Here is a 12,292-nt window from a genome sequence, read left to right as displayed (position 1 = left end):
GGTCGGGGTGGATGTCAATTCTCCAAAAAGACGCATTTCGTGCAATTCTACTTTCGCCAATTCGCCTTTTAGCAGAAGTGCACGCCCATTGAACCTGCCTTAGACATTTTATCGCGAGTTATTGGCCGTTCCTCTCCGGGAAAAAACAATATATTAAGCTGTCGGGGCCCACAGTCACGCCCGGACAATATCAGTCACAGATCGGCGTAAACCCGCTACATCCCCGTTATTTTGGTCGATCGCACCCACACGATCTAAGTTTTTTGTGTACGAACCTACACAATTACTTGAGCGAATAAAAACTTGAAAGGTTGGGTGGCCACTGGGACTGAAATTTTGAGACCAATTGGTCTCAAAATTCCTTCAAAGAAAAACCCGGTGTTGCAGAGATGGCATCTGGCGGCGGACTTGTTCTAGTCGATCGGGATTAATTTCTGCAATTGCCACACCCGGTTCCTCTCCAGCATCCGCCAAAACGGCACCCCAAGGGTCTATAATCATCGCGTGACCGTGTGTTTGACGGCGGCCGTAGTGGTGGCCAGTTTGTGCAGGGGCAATCATATAACAAGTATTCTCGATCGCCCTAGCTTGCAACAAAACCTTCCAGTGATCCTTGCCAGTGTAAGCGGTAAACGCCGCCGGCACGAACAAAATATCAGCCCCCTTGTACGACAAATGCCTGTACACTTCCGGGAACCGCACGTCATAGCACACCGAAAGTCCCAGCGTCCCCAAATCCGGTGACACATAAACAGGCGGCAAATCTTCACCAGCTTTCACCGTGTTCGATTCCCTGTAAGTAATGCCGTCTGGCACATTCACATCGAACAAATGGACTTTTCTGTACCTTGCCACTTCAGTGCCGTTTGGGTCTACCAGCAAACAAGTATTGTATACCTTCCCCCCCTCCGTCGGCACTGGAAATCCGCCGCCCAGAATCGTTACCTGGAACCGTTGGGCCATCGTTTTGAGGAATTTTTCGCTTTGGAGCCCGATCGCCTCTGCTGAAGCAATCTTTTCCTCCTCCTCTCCCATAAACGAAAAATTTTCTGGTAAGGAAACTAACTCCGCACCCCGACGCACTGCCAGGTCGATTAATTCCTCTGCCTGAACCAAATTTTTTTGCAGGTCAGGCAAGCTAGTCATTTGAATTGCTGCGGCGAGATAAGACTTCATCGATTCCAAATATTAGTCATTAGTCATTAGTCATTAGTCATTAGTCATTAGTCATTGGGAACTAATTTGATAACTAAATAGTTTATATCCTTGGCTTTAACCCATTTAGGGGCTGGCTTTGCACCAACTAATCTGGTTTGAGAGTTTTGATATTTGAGCTTTAAATTAACCTGTAACTCATCACTCAAAACTCAAAACTCTCAACTTTTTTCTCCTAGGTTTTGCAACCTAATTTCCCTCAAATCTTAAGGCATCGGATGGAAAAGCAGGTCGGGGAAAAAGCGGTTAAATTCAATTAAAGCCGCGCCTTGAATAGATAGCCAAAGGATAGCCAATACTGGGGCGGTCGAAAGAAACTTGACAAAGTATTGCATGAATTCTGCTCCTGAAAATTCGAGACAGTTGGTAATTGCCGATCGATAAGCGCGCTAATTGCTAATTTCTAGTTAATTACTTAACTGTTAGCTATTAGCTCTTCTCCATTTCCCAATTTTAGCGGGGGGAAACAGTAATTTCGTCGTCCTTGGCAAACATTTCACCGCTGGTGATTGATGTGAGAGCTGCCAGAGGCCATAAAACGCCGCTCAGCATACATTTGATTGCCAAAGGAACGTCGATAATAATCTCTTTTTCCTCTGGGGTTGCTGATTTTTTGGTAACTTGCAGATAAGAACGGCCTACCCAACCAATCCAACCAGCCATATACAAGAACAGTATGCTAGGAATCAAAAAGTCCCCTGCTTTGCTCAAGTTGCCGTCTACGATTAAGTGCGGGTATCCTTCCGGGCCGCACATAGCTTGAGAATAGCGATCGAATCTTGCTTTCGCAGATGCGGGGTCGCCATTGGTAGAACGTGCATTTTTAGCCAGTTCCTTGAATTCGGGAGAGTCTTTGCACGGCACTAAATTGTAAGCCGAAGCAACTGGAGCAAAACTGATCCAGACACTCAACACTAAAATTGCAGCAAACAATCGTCGCATGGAATTGTTTCCTTTTGTTACAAAACAATAAGTTTTTGTACAAGCATTTCAACTTGCCGATCTGGAATCCAGATTACCGTGTTTGTTGACAGTGTAAAGTATCCACCATTAATGCGGCAAAGCCCAATAGAATGAGGGATTCCCGTTTTCATAGGTCAATGCTGAGCTAGCAATACCGCGAGGATATTCCTTCATTGCATCCGATGATGGCCTTAGCTGTCGATCGGGCAAAAATCCCTTAACAATAACCTGAGTACAGGTTGAGCGGGGGACTTGCGCCGAATTAGTTAAGCTAGCAATAACTAACCTATCAAATAAAATTAGCAGTTAATGGCAACCATTTTCGCAATCGAAACAAGTTGTGACGAAACAGCAGCAGCAATTGTTAAGAATCGTCAAGTTTGCAGCAATGTTGTAGCATCACAAATTAAAATCCACGAGCAGTATGGCGGGGTAGTGCCGGAAGTGGCTTCGCGGAGTCACCTAGAAATGCTCAATCAGGTAATTGCCCAGTGTCTCGGTGAAGCAAACCTGAGTTGGTCAGAAATTGACGGCATTGCAGCGACTTGTGCCCCCGGTTTAGTAGGTGCATTGTTAGTCGGGCTGACAGCGGCGAAAAGCTTGGCAATAGTCCATCAAAAACCTTTCTTAGGCGTCCACCACCTCGAAGGACACATCTACGCTTCTTACCTTACCGAACCCGACTTGCAGCCACCGTTTTTGTGTTTGTTAGTTTCCGGGGGACACACTAGCTTCATTTACGTCAAAGATTGCGGCGTTTATGAAACTGTAGGACAAACACGCGACGACGCAGCCGGCGAAGCTTTTGATAAAGTCGCGAGACTATTGCAGCTAGGATATCCCGGCGGGCCACTGATTGACAAATTGGCCGCCCTTGGCAATCCCCAAGCATACCCCCTACCAGAAGGCAGAATTTCCTTGCCTGGTGGTGGCTATCATCCTTACGACAGTAGTTTTAGCGGGTTGAAAACCGCAGTTTTGCAATTAGTGCAGAAACTCAAGAAACAAAATAACAATGTGGGTGAGGAAGGCATCTTGCCTGCCTCTACAATTAATGATATTGCGGCCAGCTTTCAGGAAACTGTAGCTAAGGGTTTAACAAAAAGAGCGATCGACTGTGCCGTAAATTTCGGGCTTACCACTATTGTAGTCGGCGGGGGAGTTGCAGCAAACAGCGGACTCCGAAAACACTTACAAGCAGCAGCAGCAAAACACAACTTGCGGGTATTGTTTCCGCCATTAAAATATTGTACAGACAACGCAGCAATGATTGGCTGTGCAGCCGCAGAACACTTGCAGCGAGGACACACATCACCGCTAACTTTGGGAGCAAATTCAAGAATGGCTGTCAGCGATATTATGGAAATGTACAAGAGTCATTAGTTATTATACGAATTTTTTATGAGGCTGCATAGAATCTGATCCCCCCTAGCCCCCCTTAATAAGGGGGGGACAAGATTCTTCTCAAAGTCAACCCCTACTCCCCTTCTTAAGGGGGATTTAGGGGGATCGAGATATGTGCAACTTCACCTTAAATTGGTATCAGTTAACCGTCAACAGTCAACAGTTAACCCAACGATGAAAATCCGCGACGCAGAAGAAAGCGATTTGCCAGCAATTGTCCAAATATATAACGCAGCAATACCGGGCAGAATGGCCACAGCAGATTTAAAACCAGTCTCAGTCGAAAGCCGCCTCCCGTGGTACAGAGAACACTCCTCCAATTCCTGGCCGATTTGGGTAATGGAATCAGAACAAAATATTGTTGGCTGGCTGAGTTTGCAGATTTTCTACGGACGCGCCGCCTATCAGCATACAGCAGAAGTTAGCATTTACGTCGCACCCGATCGCCAACGCTGCGGAATCGGACAAAAATTATTGCAATCGGCAATTGTGCGGAGTCCAGAATTGAAGCTTAAAACTCTCATAGGAATAATTTTTGCTCACAATCAGCCGAGTGTAAGATTGTTTGAGAAATTTGGCTTTCAGCGGTGGGGATATCTGCCACAAGTTGCCGAACTTGACGGCCTTGAAAGAGATGTCGTAATTCTGGGTTTGCGCTGTCTGTAGGGAAACGGCAATGGCCATTGGTGTCAACTTAAACTGTCAGTCCGCCCAATCCTTCCGTCCGCCCGTCAGTCCGCCAGGGAATGAATTCCCTGTCTAATAGCGAAAGTCCTCTTAAGAGGACTAATGAATCTTAAATTTTTCTTCTGAGTCCTCTTAAGAGGACTTTCGCTTTGAGGCAGGGAATTCATTCCCTGCCGGACTATCGGTTGTACGTTAAGTTGTCACCAATGGGCAATGCCGTGTCCTAATTTGGAGGAAACGGCAATGCCGTTTCCCTACCTCAATCTGCTAAAATTGTAATTTCCTCCAAAGATGCGATCGCCACATCAGCATTTTCCAAATGACTAACCTGGGCCTTTCCCCAACAAATCCCGATACAGCCAGCCGCGCCCGCATTTTTACCCATCTGAATATCGCCCGCTGAATCTCCCACCATCAAAGTTGCTGCGGGATTTACTCCGAGTTTCTCACAAGCTTGCAAAAACAATTTCGGATCGGGTTTATGAACCGTTGAATCAACTCCCATTTCTAACTGAATGTAGTCAGCTAATGCGTGGTGTTTCACAAACTTCTGCACAACCTCCGTCGTAGCCGCCGAAAGAATTCCCAGTTTTAAACCCGCTTCCGAAAGATATTTCAGCACTTCCAAACTGCCGACAAATAAAGGAGAAACAGCACTATTTTTAAACATTTCGTCAGCTTCATCAAAAGCGCGGCGCGCAATAGTTAAAGATTCCAGCCATCCTCTGCCGGTTTCGGCGATGTATCCCGCCGCCACAATCTCATTTTCCCTGCGACTACCGACTGCTAGCAAGCCTGTGGGGTCGATGCTGCCACCTTCGATGCCGAAAGCCATTTGTAAAGGCTCTCCAACCCCCGGAATTTGAGCGTCTGCGAGGCGCGCTCGCTTCATCCCCAACAATCTCAAAAATTCTTGAGAATCCTCTAGAGTGCCGTCTTTGTCAAAGATTACGGCTTGGATGTTCGAGAAGGTAATGCCCCGACATTTAATAGTTACCAAGAATCTGAACTCCGTAATTTTTATATTTTTTTGTATAGTCTCATATTGTGGTATTTTTAGCAATTGTTTTTAGCGCAACCTAAATCTCTTGTCCCCCCCTTATTAAGGGGGGCTAGGGGGGATCTGGCCTTAACTATTACGAGATGCCCGATCGCACTCTTGTCCCCTCCTTATTAAAAGGGGTTAGAGGGGATATAGCCCTAAGAATGACGATCGCACGCACCCAACAACTCCTGACAAACTCCCTCAAAACACTGCAACACATCAACATTCGTAAACCTGACAACTTGCAGTCCATACCCCTCGAAAATCCCTGTTCTTTCCGCATCATATTGTTTCCCCGGTTCAGTAAAATGACTCTCGCCATCAACCTCAATTACCAATCTTAAAGCAGCACAATAAAAATCTACAATAAAATTGTCGATCGGCCGCTGTCTCAAAACTCTAAAAGGGAAATTTCTCAGAAAATCTTCCCAAAGTTTCTTTTCGGCTGGAGTTGGATTTTTCCGAAGTTCCTTGGCGATAGGGATGAGTTTTGGGTTGTAAGGTAGGTGGAAATTCGAGTCGTTTAATTTGGTCATCATCCTCCTAATCTCGGATCGATCCCCCCTAGCCAAGGGCGGGCACGGGGGCACCGCCCCTACAAAGGGGGGACATGAAGCACTCAAAGTCAACCCCTACTCCCCTTCTTAAGGGGGATTTAGGGGGATCTCCGGGGGACAAGAGTTTAACTGCCTAATCTAATCTCAAACATGATAAATCAAAACTCCACAATATTTAAAATCGTCCTACTAAATTAGCCACCATTAATGCTAGTACAACCGGCTGGATGGGCTTAACCATATGTCTTTGAAAACCTGCTTCGATCGCCCTTTCGCGTTCTTTATCGCCCGCATAGGCAGTCAGCGCCGCGGCGGGGATTTCTCCTCCGGCTGCCGCAGCAAGAGCTCGCACTTCTCTAATTAAGAAATACCCATCTTCCTCTGGCATTCCGATATCGGAGATGAGCACGTCATATCTGCCGGGATTTTCAGTCAAAGCAGCGATCGCACTTCTGGCAGATGCAACTGCCAAAACCTCCGCCCCGTAGCCTTCAAGCACAAATTGTAAGAAGTCGCGCGTATCGATCTGATCGTCTACGGCTAAAATGTGCAAGCCTTCTAGAGAGGGGACGCGCTCGCTAGAGGCGTTTAAAGGCCCTACCAAAGCAGTTGACTTTAAATCGATCGCCGATGTCAACTCTGGAGGTAGCGATCGCAACGGCAATCTCACAGTCATTGTAGTTCCTTGTTCCTCACCCGGACTTTCGGCTTGCACCGTTCCCCCGTGCAATTCAACCAGGTGACGCACGATCGACAAACCCAATCCCAGCCCTTGATTCGTCTTAACGCTGCTGGAATCGCCTTGATGGAAACGATCGAAAATATACGGCAAAAACTGTGCCCCAATGCCTTTTCCCGTATCGCTGACTCGAAGTTGAGCATGATTATCGATCGTCGATAGCCTGATTTCCACTCGTCCCCCCGCCGGAGTAAACTTAATCGAATTAGACAGAAGATTCCACACAACTTGCTGCAAGCGATTGATATCCCCTAAAACAGTCGTAGAAATCAACTGCGAAACAATTTGAATGTTTTTTGCTTCGGCTGATAATTGAACCCCCTCCAGCGCAGCTTGCACCACTAACCGCAGATCGATCGGACAAATGCACAGTTGAAGCTTGCCACTCGTAATCCGGGAAATATCCAGGATATCTTCGATTAACTGAGATTGCGCTCTCGCGCTGCGCTCGATCACCTCTAAAGCCTTAGTAACGGCTGCTTCCTTCAGTTTCCCGGAACGCAGAATTTGTGCCCAGCCCAGGATCGGAGTCAAAGGATTGCGTAATTCGTGGGAGAGATTCGCCAGAAATTCATCTTTACTACGGTTGGCTGTTTCTGCCTGGTGGCGGGCAAACTGTTCCTGCAGTAATAACTGCGATCGTACTGTCTCCAACTGCTTGCGCTCCGTGATATCCTCGATCGACAACAGAATCATTAAAGCTCGATCTTCTCGTTCAAGTTTACAAGCATTCAGCAGCATGGTTTTGGACCCGATATTATCAAATAGGTGATCCAACTCAAAGTTTTCAAGCTGAACATCACTAACCAGAATATCTTCCAGAATCCATCGCACTTGGGGGATATTCCACTGCCCGTTGCCTAGCTCAAACAGCGAAGATTTTGCTGTTTCTGACGGTGAAACCTGAAACATTTCATAAAACGATCGATTTGCTTTATTCACTCGGAAATCAGCATCTAGGACGACTAAAGGCGTTTGCACAGTTTCCACAATGGTTTCAGCATAATTTCGGGCCTCCTCCAAGGTTCTGGCACTGCGTTTAAGAGCATCAATATCGAGCAAAACCATCACCACACCGTCAATCTGGTTTTCCGTTGTCCGGTAAGGACGAATGCGGAGGTTGTACCAATATCCCGATAAAGTTTGAACTTCTTGTTCTTTCGTCTGGAGAGTATCAATCACCTCCAAAATCATCTGTTCCAAGTCAGGAACGTTCAGAGTTGAGCGGATGTCGCTAAAAGGTCGTCCAACATCTGTGGGAATCACACTAAAAATTTGCTGTGCCGTTGGCGTAAAACGTCGAATCTGTAAATCGTTTGTCAGCATTAAGATAGGGATATTGATACTGGAAAGCAAATTTATCAGATCGTTATTGACCAGGCTTTGTTCAATATTTCGGCTGCGAAGTTCATCGTTAGTGGTAGTGAGTTCCTCGTTAGTGGCTTGAATCTCTTCTTTGGCAGTTTCTAACTCCTCATTGGTGCTTTGCAACTCCTCATTGCTCGATAGGATTTCTTCGTTCGCAACTTTGAGGTCTTGGTTGAGACTTTCCTGATCCTGGATCACCGCTTGCAGTTGGGCTTGAGCCGCAGTTTTTTCTTGGTTAGCGGCTGCAACTTGCTGCCTCAGCAGCTCAATTTCACGATATAGATCAGCTTGATCTAAGCTTTCAGAAGTAAGGGTGCTGAGGTTAAGCACCGTGGGTGAAGCCTCTTCAAATACCACCAAAAAGTAGCGTCCTTCGACGGCCTGTGGCCGGAAGGGAATCACCTCAAAATTGACGATACTCGATCGTCCGCCCGATTCAAGCAATACCCTTTCTTTCCTAATGGTTACGTTCTGCGTTTGTGCCTGATAAATCGCGGTGCGAAGCTCAACCAGCAAGCCTGCCCTTGCCATTGCCAGCAAGTTTAAGTCGGGCGTTCCGGCTACCACTCTCAAGTAAGGATCGATGTCTCCCCGCACTTGCAGGATTTTCATCTGCTCGTTGACAACCACACTGGCTGGGGCATATCGATTTAAAATCAGTTGGTCAGTTTCTTGTTGTAAATCCAAGCTATTCGTAAAATTGTCCTTCACTTCCTGCCGTTCACGTGCTTTAGCTACGGGATAGGAACTCGGCGTAAACGAAAAATTGGGACGAGTCGCAGTCAACTTTTTGGCATAAATTTTAGACTTTTTATCCACTGAAGTAAACAAGTAGGAAAATTCTCCGGTACTCTCAGAAGTGCCTAACAGGAGAAAGCCCGTTGGCTTAAGACTGTAATGGAAAATCGGCATCACTTTTTTTTGCAATGACTCTCCCAAGTAGATCAGCACATTGCGACAGCTAACTAAATCGATATTGGAAAAAGGCGGGTCGCTGCCTAAGTCTTGTCGGGCAAATACACAAAGTTCGCGGACTGCCTTGCTGATTCTATAGCTACCTCTTGCTTCGGCAATAAAGAAGCGAGTACGTCGTTCTAGTGAAACATCTACCATCTGGTTTTCTGAGTAGACGCCAGACCTCGCTTTGCCGATCGCCTGTTCGCCAATGTCCGTGGCAAAAATCTGGATCGGTGGCTGGATAACTTGATCGCTCAAAAACTCTAACAAGCAAATGGCGATCGAATAAACTTCTTCACCTGTCGAACATCCTGCCACCCAAATCCTAATCGGAGTTTCGGCCGATTTATTTTGGGTAATCGTGGGGAAAACCAGTTCTTTTAACTTTTCAAAGGCTTCGGGATCGCGGAAGAAACTGGTAACGTGGATCAGGATTTCTTCATACAGGGCTGTGACTTCAGCCGAATTGTGTCGAAGATGTTGGGCGTAATCATTCAAGCTTTCCAGCTTGTACAACACCATCCGTCGCTGGATGCGTCGAGAGATCGTGGTGGGTTTGTAGTGACTAAAATCAACGCCTGTGCTCGATTTCAGCAGCGCAAAAATAGTTGTCAGGGCATCTCCCTGTTCGGGCGATTCCTCAACTTTTGTCAGGGGAAGCGGGCCAGTGAGAAGGGGACTGCGACTATAGTTTCCCAGTTCCTCGGCAATTTTTTCCGGTGGCAGAATGAAATCGACATTGCCTGTCGCAACAGCGGTATTCGGCATACTATCGACTTTTGCTGTGTCTTGACATTGAGCAAAAGTCATGCCTCCGGCTGCTTTGATTGCCTTGAGCCCCAGCGAACCGTCTCCGTCTCCCCCGGATAAAACTACGGCGATTGCTTTGTGCCCGCGATCGATCGCCAATGAGGTAAAGAACGCATCTCCTGGCATATATTTGCCATAAATCTTCTCGCGAGGTGATAGTTGCAGCACGCCTTTACATAGCACCATCTTGGTGTTGGGCGGAATAACGTAGACTTGATTGGGCTCTACAGCTACGCCGTCTTTTACCTCATTAACAGGCATTTGCGTCGTTCTCGCGAGAATCTCGCTCAGCAGACTTTTGTGATTGGGCTCTAAATGCTGAATCAGCACAAACGCCATACCCGTATCAGTCGGTAAATGGCTCAGTAACCCCGTGAAGGCTGCCAAACCTCCTGCTGAGGCGGCAATCCCAACAATGGGGAAGGGGGCATCGGTTTCGGTTAATTGTTCGCAATCGAGGGCGGCTGGTGCGATCGATTCGAGTGTATTTTCTGGAGATAATTGAGGAGAAGTCATAATGTGAAGTCCTCGACTTCAGTTATTTAGGAGCCAACATATTTGGTAAGCGTGTGGCTAAGTAATTCGGACTATTTGTATCAAAGCCTACTTAAGTTATCGGCATTATGAAGCTCCCTTAAGCATGAGCTACACTGTGGGAGCCATGATCTGAGCGCTATCGAACAATTCTATATGCTGTTGGGGCGAGCACAACAAGAGGCTGGCAATAGCCAAGTAGTATATCAGCTTTTGTACTTAGCTTTTTTCAGCGACAAGTGTAGCAGACAGCGGGATTACTGATTCAGTATTAATTCTAGCAGTATAAGCGACTTGTGCCCCTTGTATTCCTTTTAAATCTTCTACTCGTTTTTGAATTTCGGAGACTCCAGCAGCTTTTAATGCTGTTAAAAATGCTGCGTCGCTGTAAACCTCTTCGGAAAACGAAACTTCGTCACTTTTAGAAAGATTTTGAATCCGGGCGGCTTTGTTGACTGTGGAACCAAAATAGTCGATCGAATTATTAAGATTTACCAGCAAAGCCGTACCTCGGTGAATGCCAATTCTGACTTGAATCCACTCTTGCGGTTGGCGAGTTGAGTTATACTCTCTCAAACAGCCTACAGCACCAGCGACCGCCCTAATTGCTTGTTCGTTGCTGATAAAAGAAGCCATGACAGCATCGCCGATAGTTTTAATGACTTTACCGCCAAATTTCTCGATCGACTCAAAGAAAATTTCAAAATGATCGCGGACAATATTGTAAGCTTTAGTATCTCCCAGTGTTTCGTACATTCTGGTAGAACCGGTAATATCAGTAAACATAATAGTAATCGCCCGAATCTTGACTCGTTCTCTTTCCGATATTACTTGATTGCCGAACAAACGCTTATAATCCGGGTGATGAAGCAGTTGCATTCCTGACAGCCGCAGGGGCAGTTGTTCTACTGTCAATTCATCGGGCAATTCATCGGAATGCAAAATCAGTCCCGACAAATTGTGTTCGGTATTAGTTAATTCGAGCTTAACTTTTCCCGGACGCACGGCAAGCTCTTTTTTATCAAAATCTGGACCGGCTAACTGCTGGAGTTTAATTTCTTGTATCTCTTCTGTTTCTTCGCCTTCAACCTTTAAAATCCCTTTAGCTAAAGTCAGGGGACAGCAGTAGCGGTATCGACCTTCTTCTAAGCTAACTATCTCGGATTCGGTGCAGTAGAGAGGTGTCACCAGTTGCAGTTTGCTCTGGAGTACGGGAGGGGGAGCGCAGACGGGCCGCAGTTGCGGGTCTTCGATTTCTTTGTTTAGGGAAAAAGTAACTTCGACACGATCGAGCAAATCAATTTTAAACTCGCGCTCGCACATCGGGCAAAAAGACATTTCTGATGTGTCTGCCAAATCTTTAAATTCTTCTGTAATCATGTTGCAGTGGGGGCAGTGAATATCCCAGTGCAAGTCGAAGGCACCGGCTTTCACTCCGTGCAGAAATTCGGAAGTAATTTTTTTAACATTCTTGACTGTATCGCCTGCTACGTAGTAAGGATTAATTCTCAATCTCTGCAAAATGTGGGAACCGGTTAACCAGTTTTCGATTTGGTCGATCGTTCCTTTGCTCGAATTGGGACGTTTTTTTAGCTGTTCTAATTTTTCTTTTAATAGTTCGAGGTTCATAATCCACTTGCCTTTGAGCGTCAGGGCAAGAAATTTATAAGAATTTTGTTGTATACTTGGCTCGTCTGGTTGGTTCTGGCGTGAGAATTCTGATGAGTTTGCACCTGTGCCGATGTCTCTGAGCTTTATAAATGTTAACAAATTAACCTCCTGAAGGCCATGCCTATTTAGGCAGATTGATCGCGCTGTCACTTTTTTTAATTCAAAGTGCGATCGCTGCATCGGCCTACAGAAATATCTTAAATCTCGGTAATTAAGAATGGGGAATTGGCAATTGGCAATTGGGAATTGTCAACCACCCAGCAGCGACTAATGACTAATGACTAATGACTAATGACTAATGACTAATGACTAATGACTAATGACTAATGACTAATGACTAAT

The 12,292-nt window shown here is 46.1% G+C and carries 9 protein-coding genes; 2 read left to right on the top strand and 7 right to left on the bottom strand.

Annotated elements, in window-relative coordinates:
• Positions 1–363: 363 nt before the first annotated feature.
• The 3 genes from QUB10_RS23585 to QUB10_RS23575 form a co-directional block, all read right to left on the bottom strand.
• Positions 364–1,176 carry a carbon-nitrogen hydrolase family protein gene (locus QUB10_RS23585; protein WP_333205675.1) on the bottom strand — a complete coding sequence of 271 codons (813 nt, stop codon included), beginning with the start codon at positions 1,174–1,176 and terminating at the stop codon, positions 364–366.
• 245 nt (positions 1,177–1,421) lie between these two features.
• Positions 1,422–1,550, bottom strand: a complete 129-nt coding sequence (gene psaJ, locus QUB10_RS23580; RefSeq protein ID WP_106151078.1) for a photosystem I reaction center subunit IX — start codon at positions 1,548–1,550, stop codon at positions 1,422–1,424.
• A gap of 118 nt (positions 1,551–1,668) precedes the next feature.
• Positions 1,669–2,157 carry a Photosystem I reaction center subunit III gene (locus tag QUB10_RS23575; protein WP_333138816.1) on the bottom strand — a complete coding sequence of 163 codons (489 nt, stop codon included), beginning with the start codon at positions 2,155–2,157 and terminating at the stop codon, positions 1,669–1,671.
• 330 nt (positions 2,158–2,487) lie between these two features.
• Here QUB10_RS23575 and tsaD point away from each other — a divergent pair, with 330 nt between their 5' ends.
• Together tsaD and QUB10_RS23565 are read left to right on the top strand one after the other, a co-directional pair.
• Entirely contained in the window at positions 2,488–3,561 is a 1,074-nt protein-coding gene (gene tsaD, locus QUB10_RS23570) for a tRNA (adenosine(37)-N6)-threonylcarbamoyltransferase complex transferase subunit TsaD (RefSeq protein ID WP_333205674.1), read from the top strand.
• A gap of 195 nt (positions 3,562–3,756) precedes the next feature.
• The gene (locus QUB10_RS23565) at positions 3,757–4,248 is read left to right on the top strand and encodes an N-acetyltransferase family protein (protein ID WP_333205673.1); all 492 of its coding nucleotides are present in this window, start codon (positions 3,757–3,759) and stop codon (positions 4,246–4,248) included.
• Between the two features lie 280 nt (positions 4,249–4,528).
• Here the strand turns inward: QUB10_RS23565 and QUB10_RS23560 are convergent, their stop codons facing one another.
• From QUB10_RS23560 to QUB10_RS23545, 4 genes are all read right to left on the bottom strand, one after another.
• Entirely contained in the window at positions 4,529–5,269 is a 741-nt protein-coding gene (locus QUB10_RS23560; protein ID WP_333205672.1) for an HAD family hydrolase, read from the bottom strand.
• A gap of 200 nt (positions 5,270–5,469) precedes the next feature.
• Positions 5,470–5,853 carry an endonuclease domain-containing protein gene (locus tag QUB10_RS23555; RefSeq protein WP_333205671.1) on the bottom strand — a complete coding sequence of 128 codons (384 nt, stop codon included), beginning with the start codon at positions 5,851–5,853 and terminating at the stop codon, positions 5,470–5,472.
• 193 nt (positions 5,854–6,046) lie between these two features.
• Positions 6,047–10,261 (bottom strand): chemotaxis protein CheB, encoded by a 4,215-nt coding sequence (locus QUB10_RS23550; protein WP_333205670.1) that lies wholly within the window; start codon positions 10,259–10,261, stop codon positions 6,047–6,049.
• Positions 10,262–10,498: 237 nt separating this feature from the next.
• Entirely contained in the window at positions 10,499–12,049 is a 1,551-nt protein-coding gene (locus QUB10_RS23545) for an adenylate/guanylate cyclase domain-containing protein (RefSeq protein ID WP_333205669.1), read from the bottom strand.
• Positions 12,050–12,292: the final 243 nt, after the last annotated feature.

It is taken from the genome of Microcoleus sp. B5-D4, from assembly GCF_036705145.1.
Classification (GTDB): domain Bacteria; phylum Cyanobacteriota; class Cyanobacteriia; order Cyanobacteriales; family Microcoleaceae; genus Microcoleus.
Note: the sequence above shows the minus strand (reverse complement) of the source record. Positions and strands in the feature narration are given on the sequence as shown.

Excerpts from the sequence above, each read along its gene's own strand:
- QUB10_RS23585 (WP_333205675.1), bottom strand. The coding sequence starts at position 1,176 with ATGAAGTCTTATCTCGCCGCAGCAATTCAAATGACTAGCTTGCCTGAC.
- psaJ (WP_106151078.1), bottom strand. The coding sequence starts at position 1,550 with ATGCAATACTTTGTCAAGTTTCTTTCGACCGCCCCAGTATTGGCTATC.
- QUB10_RS23575 (WP_333138816.1), bottom strand. The coding sequence starts at position 2,157 with ATGCGACGATTGTTTGCTGCAATTTTAGTGTTGAGTGTCTGGATCAGT.
- tsaD (WP_333205674.1), top strand. The coding sequence starts at position 2,488 with ATGGCAACCATTTTCGCAATCGAAACAAGTTGTGACGAAACAGCAGCA.
- QUB10_RS23565 (WP_333205673.1), top strand. The coding sequence starts at position 3,757 with ATGAAAATCCGCGACGCAGAAGAAAGCGATTTGCCAGCAATTGTCCAA.
- QUB10_RS23555 (WP_333205671.1), bottom strand. The coding sequence starts at position 5,853 with ATGATGACCAAATTAAACGACTCGAATTTCCACCTACCTTACAACCCA.
- QUB10_RS23550 (WP_333205670.1), bottom strand. The coding sequence starts at position 10,261 with ATGACTTCTCCTCAATTATCTCCAGAAAATACACTCGAATCGATCGCA.